General features: G+C 62.3%; 9 protein-coding genes and 1 tRNA gene. 3 read left to right on the top strand and 7 right to left on the bottom strand.

The window, feature by feature from the left end:
• Window positions 1–23 precede the first annotated feature (23 nt).
• Window positions 24–97, bottom strand: a tRNA-Cys gene (locus J3P82_RS14295).
• Window positions 98–436: 339 nt separating this feature from the next.
• Between J3P82_RS14295 and J3P82_RS14300 the strand changes: the two genes are divergently transcribed.
• The 3 genes from J3P82_RS14300 (at window position 437) to J3P82_RS14310 (ending at window position 3,417) form a co-directional block, all read left to right on the top strand.
• Window positions 437–1,273, top strand: coding sequence for an SRPBCC family protein (locus J3P82_RS14300; RefSeq protein ID WP_434557418.1), 837 nt, complete (start codon window positions 437–439; stop codon window positions 1,271–1,273).
• Entirely contained in the window at window positions 1,273–2,445 is a 1,173-nt protein-coding gene (locus tag J3P82_RS14305) for a zinc-dependent alcohol dehydrogenase (RefSeq protein WP_434557419.1), read from the top strand. Before J3P82_RS14300 ends, J3P82_RS14305 begins: the two co-directional genes overlap by 1 nt.
• Before the next feature lie 192 nt (window positions 2,446–2,637).
• Complete coding sequence (locus J3P82_RS14310; RefSeq protein WP_434557420.1) at window positions 2,638–3,417, top strand: TSUP family transporter; 780 nt, start codon at window positions 2,638–2,640, stop codon at window positions 3,415–3,417.
• Here the strand turns inward: J3P82_RS14310 and nudC are convergent.
• The 6 genes from nudC to J3P82_RS14340 all read right to left on the bottom strand — a co-directional run bounded on the left by nudC (window position 3,385) and on the right by J3P82_RS14340 (window position 14,296).
• A complete protein-coding gene (gene nudC, locus J3P82_RS14315; RefSeq protein WP_434557421.1) occupies window positions 3,385–4,215 on the bottom strand; it encodes an NAD(+) diphosphatase in 831 nt (276 codons plus the stop codon). The genes J3P82_RS14310 and nudC overlap by 33 nt on opposite strands.
• Before the next feature lie 6 nt (window positions 4,216–4,221).
• Complete coding sequence (locus tag J3P82_RS14320; protein ID WP_434557422.1) at window positions 4,222–5,034, bottom strand: crotonase/enoyl-CoA hydratase family protein; 813 nt, start codon at window positions 5,032–5,034, stop codon at window positions 4,222–4,224.
• 161 nt (window positions 5,035–5,195) lie between these two features.
• The gene (locus J3P82_RS14325) at window positions 5,196–6,677 is read right to left on the bottom strand and encodes an efflux transporter outer membrane subunit (RefSeq protein ID WP_434557423.1); all 1,482 of its coding nucleotides are present in this window, start codon (window positions 6,675–6,677) and stop codon (window positions 5,196–5,198) included.
• On the bottom strand, window positions 6,674–9,778 hold the full coding sequence (locus tag J3P82_RS14330) for an efflux RND transporter permease subunit (protein WP_434557424.1): 3,105 nt from the start codon (window positions 9,776–9,778) through the stop codon (window positions 6,674–6,676). The genes J3P82_RS14325 and J3P82_RS14330 overlap by 4 nt, the downstream gene beginning before the upstream one ends.
• 109 nt (window positions 9,779–9,887) lie before the next feature.
• On the bottom strand, window positions 9,888–12,983 hold the full coding sequence (locus J3P82_RS14335; protein ID WP_434557425.1) for an MdtB/MuxB family multidrug efflux RND transporter permease subunit: 3,096 nt from the start codon (window positions 12,981–12,983) through the stop codon (window positions 9,888–9,890).
• Window positions 12,980–14,296, bottom strand: a complete 1,317-nt coding sequence (locus J3P82_RS14340; protein WP_434557426.1) for an MdtA/MuxA family multidrug efflux RND transporter periplasmic adaptor subunit — start codon at window positions 14,294–14,296, stop codon at window positions 12,980–12,982. The genes J3P82_RS14335 and J3P82_RS14340 overlap by 4 nt, the downstream gene beginning before the upstream one ends.
• Between the last annotated feature and the right edge of the window lie 174 nt (window positions 14,297–14,470).

Consider the following 14,470-nt stretch of genomic DNA (forward strand, 5'->3'; position numbering starts at 1 on the left):
GGATCTACAGAGCTTTTTAAAAGTGGAGGCCGAAGTCGGAATCGAACCGGCGTAGGTGGATTTGCAATCCACTGCATAACCATTTTGCTATTCGGCCTCAAGACGCTTGATGCAATGCAACCACATCAACCGCATACAAACTGATCAGGACGAGAGCCGCCATTAGCGAGCTATCTCCTTGAAAACATTAAGTTTTTTAACACCCCAATGCGTTCGATGGGCGCAATTATGTACTCATTTGCCTGGACTGACAACCCCTTGATTTCAAAAAAATTTTAGCTGCTGGCCGGCCTTCCGGCTCTTTTGACCCGGCAAGACAAGGGGGCGAAACCCGCCCCGCGTCCGGCTCATCGGAAACCGCCAAAGCCAACGGAACAACCCCGTACGCCCTCGGTTCATTCCTTATGTCGTCCCTGTATTAATAAGGAGAATCATCATGACCGAACGTCCAAAACTGGTGGCGAGCCGGGCCCCGGTTCCCACGCCTTCGCACCCTAATCTCGGCACGCCGGAGCGTTTGGTGTCGCTGGTTGCAGGTTCACTGCTGATCGCCAACGGCTTGCGCCAAGGGGGTCTGAAAGGCTGGCCACAAGTGCTGCTGGGTGCATGCGCGGCCTGGCGTGGCTACAGCGGCACATGCAGGGTCAAGCGCGCATTGACCCACAGCCCGTTCGAGCAAACTTTCGAACAGGATCGAGACTGGGACGGCAGCAAGGTGATCTCCCGCAGCATCACGGTGGGCAAGCCCAGGGAAGAGGTCTTTGCGTTCTGCCGCAACCCGGCCAATCTCGGGTCGTTGATGCCTTGGGTCGATGCCATCGAGCAGACCGGCGAGCGCACCTATCGCTGGGTCGCCCATGGGCCGATGGAAAAGACGCTGCACTGGGACCTCGAAGAGTGCGAGCCCAAGGAAGGCCGCAAACTGCACTGGGTCGCCGGGCCGGATAAACGATTCAAGCATGACATCCAAATGCACTTCAGCGATGCACCGGCCGGCCGCGGTACGCAAATCAAAGTCATCGTCGCCTGCCAGACGCCCCTCGGCGCGGCTGGCTACGCCCTGGCCGCGGCCATTTCACGGTTTTCGGACAAAGCCTTGCTGAACGTGCTGCGCAGCATCAAGCAACAGCTGGAGACTGGGGAAGTGAGTACCAACAAAATGCGCGAGCAAACCAGGGATTTTCTCTTCGTGCACCCGGCCAGCAAAGCGACTCAAGCACCGGCCAATGATTCTCCCACTGACAAATCCGGACTCAACGGAGGTACCGTCTGATGCGCGCACTGACTTGGCAAGGCCCCAACTCATTACAAGTCGAGACCGTCGACGACCCGTCCATCCTCAACCCTCGCGATGCCATCGTGCGAGTCATCCTGTCATCAGTCTGCGGCTCGGATTTGCACCTGCTTGGCGGTTACGTACCGACCATGCAGGCCGGCGATATCATTGGCCATGAATTCATGGGCGAAGTAGTGGAAACCGGCTCGGCTGTCACCCAATTCAAGAAGGGCGACCGGGTCGTAACGGTGTCGATTGTCGGCTGCGGCGAATGCGAGCACTGCCAGCGCTCGGACTTTTCCTGCTGCGACAACTCCAATCCAAACCCCACCGCTACGGACATTGCCTACGGCCAGCCGGCTTGCGGCATCATTGGCTACAGCCATGCCTTTGGCGGTTACGCCGGCAGCCACGCGACTTACATCCGCGTGCCTTTCGCCGACGTGAACCTGTTCACCATCCCCGATGGCGTCAGCGACGAACAGGCGGTGTTCGTCTCTGACGCAGTGCCCACCGGCTATTTCGCCGCCGACAATGCCGACATCCAGCGCGGCGATACAGTGGCGGTGTGGGGCTGCGGCGGCGTTGGGCTGATGGCAATCTCCAGCGCCTATTTGCTGGGCGCCGAACGAGTGATCGCCATCGACCGCTTTCCCGATCGCTTACGCCTGGCCGAAGAAAAGGCTGGCGCCATCGCCCTTAATTACGAGACCACCGATGTGCACGCCGCCTTGCTGGAGCTGACCGGCGGCCGCGGACCGGATCGCTGCATCGATTGCGTCGGCATGGAGGCTCACGGCACCGAGGTCGATTATTTCTACGACAAGACCAAGCAGATGCTGCGCCTGCACACTGAGCGCGGAACCGTCCTGCGCCAGTCGATCCGCGCCTGTCGCAAAGGCGGAACGGTGTCGGTGGTCGGGGTGTACGGCGGCTTGCTGGACAAATTCCCCATGGGGGCGATCGTCAACAAATCCCTGACCCTGCGTTCGGGCCAGCAACCGGGACAGCGCTACGTGAGGCGGTTGTTCGAGCACATCCAGAAAGGTGAGCTGGACCCCTCCTATCTGCTGACCCATCCCATGGGGCTGGAGCAGTCGGTGGAGGGCTATGGAATGTTCAAGGACAAGCGCGAAAATTGCTTGCGAGCGGTGTTTCGGCCGGAGTGAGGTTATTCGTGGCGATCATGCACCCGTACGCCAGAGTTGATCCACGCTGGCAAACACAACGCATCACCGTGACGAGGAAGGAGCAAGCTTCCTCGCCACGGGCGATTTGAGGCAGTCGCGGGCCGGCGCCGTTATGGGTAACATAACGGCCTTCCCGCAGCCTTTCTGCGACCTGCCCAATAAGCCCATTCCATGCCTTTTGAACTCAGCGTAGACCTCTCCACCCTCGCTATCCTGGCCGTTGTCGCGTTCATTGCCGGTTTCATCGACGCCATTGCCGGCGGTGGCGGCCTGCTCACCACACCTGCCCTGTTGACCGCCGGCCTGCCGCCGCACCTGGTCCTGGGCACCAATAAGCTGAGTTCGACCTTTGGCTCGGCCACGGCCAGCTTTACCTTCTACAGGCGCAAGTTGTTTCATCCACGGCAGTGGACTCACGCGATTGTCGGCACGCTGGTCGGTGCACTGGCCGGCGCCATCGTCGCCCATTACCTGCCCGCCGAATGGCTGAACAAGATGCTGCCGGTGATTGTCTTTGCCTGCGGCTTGTACCTGCTGTTCGGCGGCACACCCAAGGCGCCGCTGGACAGTGACGCGCCGATCAAGAAGACCTGGCAGGCGCCCCAAGGCTTCACCCTGGGTTTCTATGACGGCGTGGCCGGCCCGGGAACCGGCGCGTTCTGGACCGTCAGCAGCCTGCTGCTCTACCCTATCGACCTGGTCAAGGCCAGCGGCGTGGCTCGCAGCATGAACTTCGTCAGCAACATCGCGGCGCTGTCGGTGTTCATCTTCTCGGGCCAGGTGGATTGGATCATCGGCCTGAGCATGGGCCTGTCGGTGATGGTCGGCGCCTTCTTTGGCGCGCGCACCGCCATCAGCGGCGGCGCGAAGTTCATCCGCCCGGTGTTCATCACCGTGGTGCTGGGCCTGACCGTGCGTCTAGCCTGGCAGCACTGGTTCAGCGTGGCCTAGACGCCGGGCGACATAGAGGTCGATCAGGTAGCGAGCGATGGAACGCGAGGCCGGCAACGGCGGCAGGTCGTGAACGTTGAACCACTGGGCGTCCTCGATTTCATCTTCCTGGGGCACGATGTCGCCCCCGGCGTACTCGGCATGGAAACCCAGCATCATCGAATGGGGGAACGGCCAGCACTGGCTGCCCACGTACTGGATGTTCTTCACTTCGATGCTGACTTCCTCGCGCACCTCCCGGACCAGGCAATCCTCCGCCGACTCACCCGGCTCGGCAAACCCCGCCAAGGTGCTGTAGACACCGCTGACGAACCGGGGCGAACGGGCCAGCAGGACTTCATCGCCACGGGTGATCAATACGATCATGCTGGGTGAGATGCGCGGGTAATGCCGCAGGTCGCACGCCTGACAATACATCGCCCGCTCCCCCGGAACCTGGCTCATGCGCTGGCCGCAACTGCCACAGAAGCGATGCTCCCGGGCCCAGGTGCCGACCTGCGCCGCATAGCCCAGTACCTTGAACAGCGTGTGGTCGTCCTCGAGCATGAACGCCCGCAGGCCTTTCCAGTTGCAGCCGGGAATCTCCAGAGAGCTGCGCAATTCCAGCAGGTAGACCGGTTCGCCATCCAGATGACCGATGCCATGTTCGGCGAGGATCGACAGGTCCTGGCGCTTGAGCCAGTCGCGGGGAAACAACGCGCCGTTGTCATCGTACAAAAAACCTTCCGGGCTGCGAGCGACGGCCCAGCCGCCGGGGAGGTCGGTGTCGAGTACTGCGGTGGTCCAACATGAAATCATGATCGATCAATCCAGAAATTCGGGTTTCTGTTTGCTCATATGGGCGGCCATGGCCACGCGCAGGTCGTTGGATTGCAACATGGCGGCGTTCCAGGTGGCGACGTATTCCAGCCCGTCGTCGATGCGATGATCGCGCATGTAGCTGATCATTTCCTTGGTGCCGGCGATAGCGATCGGCGACTTGGCGGCAATTTCCCGGGCAATGCCCATCACCCCGTCGAGCAGGCTGGCGGCATCGCTGTAGACACGATTGACCAGGCCAATGCTGCGCGCTTCGTCGGCACCAAAGGTGCGCCCCGTATAAGCGAGTTCACGCAGCATGCCGTCCCCGATGATCCGGGGCAAGCGTTGCAATGTGCCAACATCGGCGGCCATGCCGATGTCGATTTCCTTGATGGAGAACTGCGCGTCCTGGGCGGCGTAGCGCATGTCGCAGGCGGAAATCAGGTCGATGGCACCGCCCAGGCAATAACCCTGGATCGCCGCGAGAACCGGTTTACGGCAATTGTCCACGGCGTTGAACGAGGCTTGCAGTTCCAGGATCTTGCGCCGCAGCACACGGGCGTTGCGGCCGACATCCTTGCCCAGTTCATTCGCCACTCCGGCCAGCATCATCAGGTCGATGCCGGACGAAAAGTGCTTGCCGGCACCGCTCAGGACCACCACTCGCACTTCGTCGGTATCGTCGACCCACTGGAAGATATCGATGATCTCAGTCCAGAACGCAGCGTTCATCGCGTTGATCTTGTCCGGGCGATTGATCTGCACATGGGCGATTTTATCCGCAAGTTCGACGTTGAACGCTTGATATTGCGACATGGCAGTGATCCTTAACCGGCAGAAAAGAGGCTTGAACTATAGCAAGCCATCACCACAGGACGTAGGCAGTGCATCGGCCAAAAGCGGGACTGCTGGCCTGTGGCGAGGGAGCTTGCTCCCGCTGGGCTGCGGAGCAGCCCCATATTTCATCAGCGGCGCGATTATGGCTTCTCGCTCGCCTGCAACTGCCCATCCCAACCCCCGCCCAACGCGGCGATCAACTGCACGCTGGCGATCAAGCGGCTCTGTTGCAGGTTCAACACGCTACGCTCGCTGCTCAGCGCGGTGGCTTGCACGGTCACGACGTCGAGGTAGCCGATCAACCCCGCCCGGTATTGGTTCTGGGTCAGGCGCAGGGACTCGCGGGCGGCGTCCAGGGCTTCCTGGCGTACGCGGGCCTCGTCTTCGAGCACCTTGAGCTGGATCATATAGTTCTCGACTTCACGGAACCCGTCGAGCACGGTCTGGCGATAGGTCGCGACGGTCTGGTCGTAGGCCGCGACACTGCGGTCGACTTCGGCCGAGCGCTGGCCGCCGTCGAACAGCGTCATCGCCAATTGCGGTCCCACCGACCAGAAGCGGTTCGGCACACTCACCCAATTATCGTAAGTGGAGCTGCTGTAGCCACCGCTCAGGCTCAGGGTCAGGTCTGGATAATAGGCCGCCTTTGCCACGCCGATATTGGCGTTGGCGGCCATGACCGAGCGCTCCGCCGAAGCGATGTCCGGACGGCGCTCGAGCAACTGCGAAGGCAGCGCCACCGGGACCTGCGGCAGTGTCGGAAGGTCTTGGGTTTCGGCCAGGCTGAATTCGGCCGGAGGCAGGCCGATCAGTACGGCGATGGCATTTTCAAATTGGGCCCGCTGCCAGATCAGGTCGATCAGGTCGCCCTGGGTGGTCTTGAGCTGGTTTTGCGCCTGGGCCACCGCGTCCTTGCCGGACACCCCGGCGCGGTACTGGTTTTCGGTCATTTTCAGCGAGCGCTGGTAGTTGTCGACGGTGGTCTGCAACAAGCGCTTCTGCTCGTCGATCACGCGCAGCTGCAAATAGTTTTGCACCAGTTCCGATTGCTGGCTCAGGCGCATCGCCGCCAGATCGGCAAAACTGGCTTGGGCGCTGGCCTCGTCGGCCTCCAAGGTGCGGCGCAATTTGCCCCAGACGTCCGCTTCCCAGCTCACGCCTGCCTGGGCGCTGTAGGTGTCGCGGATGCCGCTGGAGGAACTGCTCAGGCTCGAACTGCTGCTGCCGGTGCCCTGGCTGGAGCGGTTCTTTCCAACGGTCAGGTCCACCGTCGGGAAAAATGCCCCACGGGCACTGCGCGCCAGCGCCTGGGCCTGACGGTACTGGGCTTCGGCCTGGGCCACGGTCTGGTTGGAAGCGTTGAGCTTTTCCACCAGTTCATTGAGTCGGGTATCCGCGTACAGCTCCCACCAGGCACCACGGGCCAGGGCGTCGCTGGGGTTGGCCTGGCGCCAGCCCTGGGCCTCTTTGTATTGCACAGGTGCGGCGGCAGCCGGACGCTGGTAATCCGGGCCGATCGCGCAAGCACTCAGCATCGCCACGCACAGCGCCAGGCTCAGTACCCGCGAGCCACGGGCAGTCGCCAGCGGTGCGGCGAAGTTGGAAAACGAACGGTCGGTCATAACGGAGTTTCCAGGGCAGCATCAGTGCGCACCCCACGCCAGCGGTTGAAGCGATGGCGCAGGTTATCGAGATAAAGGTAAACCACCGGGGTGGTGTAAAGCGTCAGGACCTGGCTGAACACCAGCCCGCCGATGATCGTCAGGCCCAGTGGCTGGCGCATTTCCGACCCTTCGGCACCGCCGAGCAGCAGCGGCAAGGCGCCAAGGATGGCCGCCAGCGTGGTCATCAGGATCGGCCGCAGCCGCAACAGGCACGCACTGCGGATCGACTCCAGCGGCGTCTGGCCGGCGCGCTCCAGCTGCAGCGCAAGATCGATCATCAGGATCGCGTTCTTCTTCACCACGCCAATCAACAGAAACAGGCCCAGCAACGAGATCAGGCTGAATTCACTGCCCAGCGCGTAGATCGACAGCAGCGCGCCCACCCCCGCCGAGGGCAAGGTGGACAGGATGGTCAGCGGATGAATGTAGCTTTCATACAACACGCCCAGAACCAGGTACACCGCCAGCAACGCCCCGAGGATCATGAACGGCTGGCTTTTCTGGGTGGCGGCAAAGGCGTCGGCAGTGCCGGCCATCTTCGCGATGACATCCTCCGGCATCCCAAGCTTGGCAATGGCCCGCTCAATGGCGGCCGTGCCCTGCTCCACCGTGACGCCTTCTGTCATATCGAAGGAAATGCCCTCGGAAGCAAACTGCCCTTCATGGCTGACCCGGTCGTCTTCCAGGCTGTTTTCATAATAAGCAATCGTCGACAGCGGGACCCGCGCCCCGTCGGCAGTGATGACCTGGACCTGCTCGAGTGTCTTGGGATCCTGGGCGTACTTGGGGTTGACCTCCATCACCACCTGATACTGATTGAGGCTGTCGTAGATGGTGGAAATCTGCCGCTGGCTGTAGGCGTTGTTCAGCACCGACGTGACCATGTCCATGTCGATACCCAGGCGCTTGGCCTGGTCGCGGTCCACCACCAGCGTCACCTGCTGCGCCCCGCCACCGTCACGGGCATCGATGGCGGTCAGTTCCGGCAAGGCACGAAAAGCGGCGACGACCTTGGGGTACCACGCGCGCAGCGACGCCAGGTCGGCGCTCTGCAGGATGTAGGAATATTGCGAGGTGGTCTGCTCGCGACCGCCACCGAACTGCAAGTCCTGGTCGGCCATCAGCATCAACTGACCGCCGGGTACCTTGGGCATTTCCTTGCGCAGCCGTTCGATAACTTTCTGCGCGGAAATGCCCCGCTCCTTGATCGGCTTGAGGCGCACCAGCATGAAGGCATTATTGGTGCCGTTGTTGCCACCGATAAAGCCCGCCACGCTCTGCACCGCTTCGTCCTTGAGCACGGCGCGTCGGAAGATCTCCATCTTCGGCTGCATCACGTTGAACGACAGCCCGTCGTCGCCGCGCACGAAGCCAATCAACTGGCCCGTGTCCTGCTGCGGCATGAACGTTTTCGGCACTACCACGTACAACGCGATGTTCACGCCGATGGTCAGCAACAGGCTGAGCAAGGTCAGGCGCCGATGGCGCAGCACCCAGTCCAACGTCCGTGCGTAGCCACGGACCATCCGTTCGTTGAGGCCCTGGCTCCAGCGCTGCAAGCGGTTTTCCTGTCCGGGCACGTGAGGCTTGAGCCAGCGGGCGCAGAGCATCGGCGTAAGTGTCAGGGACACCACCAGCGAGACGACAATGGCGGCCGCCAGGGTGATGGAGAACTCGCGAAACAGGCTCTCGACGATCCCGCCCATGAACAGGATCGAAAGGAACACCGCCACCAGCGAAGCGTTCATCGACAACAGGGTGAAACCCACCTCTTCGGCGCCGAGATAGGCGGCCTTCATCGGCGGTACACCTTTGTCGATGTGCCGGGAAATGTTCTCCAGCACCACGATGGCGTCGTCCACCACCAGCCCAGTGGCGAGGATCAGCGCCATCAGCGACAGGTTGTTCAGGGAGAAACCGTACAGGTACATCACCGCGAACGTGCCCACCAGCGACACCGGCACCGCCAGCGTCGGGATCAGCGAGGCGCGGAAGTTGCCGAGGAACAGGAACACCACCAGCACCACCAGGGCCACGGCGATCAGCAGGGTCATTTCCGCTTCGTGCAGGGTGGCCTTGATGACCGGCGAGCGGTCCATGGCCAGGTTCAACTTGACACTGGCCGGCAGCACCGCTTGCAATGCTGGCAGCTGGTTCTTGATCTCGTTGACGGTCTCGATGATGTTGGCGCCGGCCTGGCGATTGATCACCAGCAGCACGGCGGCGTCGTTGTTGAAGAAACCGCTGTTATAGCGATCCTCGACGCTGTCGCTGACCTTGGCGACGTCCTTGAGCCGCAGCACCGAGCCGTCCTGGTAGCGGATGATCAGTGTTTCGTAGTCTTTGGCCTTTTCCAGTTGGTCATTGGCCTGGACTTGCCACATCCGCTTGTCGTCCTCGACCGAACCCTTGGGCCGGCGCACATTGCTGTCGGCGATGGCCGTGCGTACGTCGTCCAGTGCCACGCCGTACTGGTTGAGCAACTGCGGCTCCAGTTCGATACGCACCGCTGGCAGGGAACTGCCGCCGATCTGCACTTCACCAACGCCTGAGACCTGGGACAAGCTCTGGGACAGGATCGTCGAAGCCAGGTCGTAGAGCTGGCCTTTCTCCAACACATCCGAGGTCAGCGACAACACCATGATCGGCGCCTGGGACGGGTTGACCTTCTTGTAGGTCGGCATGCTACGCATACCGCTGGGCAGCAAGTTGCGCGAGGCGTTGATGGCGGCCTGCACCTCGCGTGCGGCGCCGTTGATGTCGCGGTCCAGGTCAAATTGCAGGATCACCCGCGTGGAGCCCTGGCTGGAGCGGCTGCTCATGGTATTGACGCCGGCGATGGCGCCGAAGGAGCGTTCCAGCGGCGTCGCCACCGTGGAGGCCATCACCTCGGGGCTGGCTCCGGGCAGATTGGCTTGGACCACGATCACCGGAAAGTCCATCTGCGGCAACGGCGAAACTGGCAGCAGGCCAAAGCACACGCCGCCGAGCAGCATGATCGCGAAGCTCAGGAGCATGGTTGCTACCGGGCGACGGATGAAGGGGCCGGAGAGGTTCATCGGCGACAGCTCCGAGTTACAAGCCGCAAGCTGCAAGCTAAAGGCGCGCGCTGTACCTGCTCTTCCCTTGCAGCTTGTAGCTTGCCGCTTGAAGCTACGCTCGCCACCGTCATACCTGCACCTCCTTCCCCTCAGGCCGGGCAAAGCGCCGGCCCAGACGATCGAAGTACAGGTAGATCACCGGCGTGGTGAACAGCGTCAGCACCTGGCTGACCAGCAGGCCGCCCACCATCACCAACCCCAACGGCTGGCGCAGTTCGGCGCCGGAGCCGGTGGCGAGCATCAGCGGTACCGCGCCGAACAGTGCCGCCAGGGTGGTCATCAGGATCGGCCGAAAGCGCAACAACGCGGCCTGATAGATGGCCGTCTCCGGGTCCAGGCCCTGGTTGCGTTCGGCGTCCAGGGCAAAGTCGATCATCATGATCGCGTTTTTCTTGACGATGCCGATCAACAAGATGATGCCGATGATCGCGATCATGCCCAGGTCATTGCCGCTGAGGATCAACGCCAGCAAGGCGCCGATGGCCGCCGACGGCAACGTGGAGAGAATCGTGATCGGATGGATATAGCTCTCGTACAAAACCCCCAGCACGATGTACATGGTTACCACTGCTGCCAGGATCAGCAGCAACGTGCTCGACAGCGACGCCTGGAATGCCTCGGCCGCGCCTTGGAACTGGGTCTGCACGCCTACCGGCATGCCGATGTCCTGCTGGACCTTTTCGATCACATCGACGGCGTGCCCGAGGGCAACGCCCGGCGCCAGGTTGAAGGACATCATCACCGCCGGGAACTGGCCGATGTGGGCAATCGCCAGTTGCGCCTGGCGCTCTTCCACCCGGGCCAGGCTCGACAACCGCACTTGCCCGCCATCGGTGGTCTTGACGTGTATCTGGTCCAGCGCCTGCGGACCGATTCTCTCGCCGGCCTGGGCTTGCAGCACCACCCGGTACTGGCTGGCCTGGGTGTAGATGGTGGAGATCTGCCGCTGGCCGAAAGCGTCGTACAGCGCATCGGTGATGTTCGACACCGACACGCCCAGGCGCGAAGCGGCGTCGCGGTCGATCACCAGGTAAACCTGCAAGCCCTTGTCCTGCAAGTCGCTCGCGACATCGGTCAGTTCCGGCTGCTGGGCCAAGGCCTCGACCAGACGGCCGCTCCACAGGCTGAGCAACTCGGCGTCCGGTGACGACAGGCTGAATTGATACTGGGTGCGGCTGACCCGGTCCTCGATGGTCAGGTCCTGCACCGGTTGCATGAACAGGCGGATGCCCACCAAACGGTCCAGCTGCGGCTGCAAGCGGGCAATGATCTCGGTAGCGCTGTCGTCCCGTTCGCTGTGGGGCTTGAGGTTGATCAACAGGCGCCCGCTGTTGAGCGTGGCATTGTCGCCATCCACGCCGATGTACGACGACAGGCTTTCCACCGCCGGGTCGGTGAGGATGACCTTGGCCAATTGCTGCTGGCGCTCGCTCATGGCGGCAAAGGATATTGATTGTGGCGCTTCGGAAATGCCCTGGATCACGCCGGTGTCCTGCACCGGGAAAAAGCCCTTGGGCACGGCCAGGTACAACACCACCGTCAGCACCAGGCTGCCCACCGCCACCAAAAGGGTCAGCGGCTGGTGCTTGAGCACCCATTGCAATTTGCGCCCGTAGGCTGCGATCAGCCAGTCGATCCAGGCACCGCTGGCGCGGTAGAAGCGGCCCTGCTCTTCTTCCTTGGGCTCGCGCTTGAGCAATCGGGCGCACATCATCGGCGTCAGGGTCAGCGATACCACCAGCGAGATCAGGATGGCCACCGCCAGGGTGATGGCGAACTCACGGAACAAGCGCCCGACCACGTCCGCCATGAACAGCAGCGGTATCAACACCGCGATCAGCGACAGCGTCAGGGAAATCAACGTGAAGCCGATCTGCTTCGCACCCTTGAGCGCCGCCTGCATCGGGCTGTCGCCCTCCTCGATGTAACGGGCGATGTTCTCCAGCATGACGATAGCGTCGTCCACCACGAAACCGGTGGCGATGGTCAGCGCCATCAGCGTCAGGTTGTTGATGGAGAAACCGGCCAGGTACATCACGCCGAACGTACCGATCAGCGACAGCGGCACGGCCACGGAAGGAATGATGGTGGCGCTGACTCGTCGCAGGAACAGGAACGTCACCATCACCACCAGGGCGATCGCGATCAGCAGCTCGTGTTGCACGTCGGTGACCGAGGCACGGATGGTCTGGGTGCGGTCGGTGAGCACGGTCACGTCGAGGCCGGCCGGCAAGTTGTCGGTGATGCTCGGCAACAGGGCCTTGATCCGGTCGACCACTTCGATGACGTTGGCCCCGGGCTGGCGCTGGATGTTCAGCAGCACGGCCTGGTTTTCGTTGGCCCAAGCCGCAAGGCGTTCGTTTTCCGCGCCATCGACGATCTGCGCCACGTCCTTGAGCCGCAACGGTGCGCCGTTGGCGTAGGCCAGGATCAGTTCGGCGTAGTCCTTGGGCGACGTCAACTGGTCGTTGGCGTCGAGCATCGAGACCCGGGTCGGGCCATCGAAATTGCCCTTGGGTTGGTTGACGTTGGAAGCGCCGATCAGGGTGCGCACGTCCGCCAGGTTCAGGCCGGCGGCCGCCAGGGCTTCGGGATTGACTTTGATGCGCACGGCCTGGCGCTGGCCACCGGCAATGGTGACCATGCCGACGCCACTTATCTGGGCGATCTTCTGCGCCATGCGCGTATCCACCAAGTCATTGAGCTTGGGCAACAGCATGGTCTTGGAGGTGATTGCCAGGGTCAGCACCGGGGTGTCCGCCGGGTTGACCTTGTTGTACACCGGCGGCGCCGGCAGGTCGTTGGGCAACAGGTTGGTGGCGGCGTTGATCGCGGCCTGCACCTGCTGTTCGGCGACGTCCATGTTGACGTCGAGGCTGAAGCGCAGGGTAATCACCGAGGCGCCGCCGGAACTGGTGGACGCCATTTGCGTCAGCCCCGGCATCTGCCCGAACTGCCGTTCCAGGGGCGCGGTCACGGCGCTGGTCATGACATCGGGGCTGGCGCCCGGGTACAGGGTCATCACGCGGATGGTCGGGTAATCGACCTGGGGCAACGCCGACACCGGCAGCAGCCGATAGGCGATCAGGCCGGCCAGGACAATGGCCAGCATACTCAGGGTCGTGGCGACCGGACGGAGAATGAACAGCCGCGAGAAATTCATGCGCCGCCCTTTTTCGCCTTATCGGCCACGGCCGGTTCAGTCGGGGCCGCGGCGCTCTTGCCTTGCAGGTGCTCGGTCGGCGTGGTCGGCACGTCCTGGCTGTCGTTGACCACCTCCACTTCGCTGCCTTCCTTCAAGCGGTCGGTGCCTTCGAGCACCACCCGGTCGCCGGCTGCCAGTCCTTCGGTAACGACCGTGTGCTCGCCATCGCTGGCGCCGACCTTGAGCTTCCTGATGGTGACCTTCTTGTCGCCGTCCAGGGCATAGACGAAGGTGCCATTGGTGCCGAACTGAATGGCAGCGGTCGGCGCCAGGACCACGCCTTTGAGCGTGTCGGCCAGCAAGCGCACGTTGACGAACTGGTTGGGAAACAACGATTGATCGCGGTTTTCGTAGCGGGCCTTGAACTTCAAGGTGCCGGTGGTCACATCGATCTGGTTGTCCAGGCTTTGCAGCACCCCGCTGGCCTGGAGCTTGACGTCGCCCCGGTCCCACGCCTCGACCGGCAACTTCGCCCCGCTGCGGTAGCGGGCGAGCACGGTTTCGAGGTTATTTTCCGGGAGGGTGAACACCACGCTGATCGGCTGGGTCTGGGTGATGACCGCCAGCGCCGTGGTGTCGTTGGCCGCCACCAGGTTGCCGACGTCCAACTGACGCAAGCCTACGCGACCGGTGATCGGCGCGCGGATCTTGGTGAATTCCAGGTTGAGCTTGGCGTCGTTGACCGCCGCCTGGTTGGTCTTGACCGTGCCTTGGTACTGACCCACCAACGCAGCGGCGGTGTCGAGAGTCTGCTTGGCGATGCTGTCTTCGGCGTACAGGCCGCGATAGCGCTCCAGGTCGACCTGGGCGTTCTTCAATTGAGCCTGGTTCTGCAGCAGCGTGCCTTCGGCCTGGAGCAAGGCGTTCTGGTACGGACGGGGGTCGATTTCAGCCAGTAGATCCCCGGCCTTGACCATTTGCCCTTCTTCAAAGGCGATCTTGACCAATTCCCCGCCCACCCGGCTGCGCACATTGATGGTGTTGAGCGCCGTCACCGTGCCCAGCGCCTTGTAGTACAGCGGAAAATCCCCCGTGGCCGCTGGCGCCACCCGTACCGGAATCGGTCCGGTCGCCCCACCAAATCCGGGCCGCATACCGCCCGCTCGTCCCGTTTGACCAGCGGTTGCTTTCTGCTCGGCTCCGGCTTTCTGATCGGTGCCGGCGGGCCAGAACTTCCAGGCCAGCAGCGCGACGGCCAAGACGACGAACAGGCCGAATAACCAGCGACGGGAGTTGCGGGAAACAGAGGATTGCATTGAATGGTCAACCATGGGGCGCGTGGGCTTCTTTTACGGGAGGCTGAACGATAAGCACTGGCGAGGTTTTAGCAAAGCGCCTTTACCGGCAATTTACCTTTGGCTTACGTTTCGCTTGGTCGGCTAAAGCCTTGAAACACAAATGAAAACGGCCTGGACAGGCCAGGCCGTTAACAATTGTAATAAATA

Source organism: Pseudomonas sp. Z4-20, from assembly GCF_051131955.1.
Lineage (GTDB): Bacteria > Pseudomonadota > Gammaproteobacteria > Pseudomonadales > Pseudomonadaceae > Aquipseudomonas > Aquipseudomonas marvdashtae.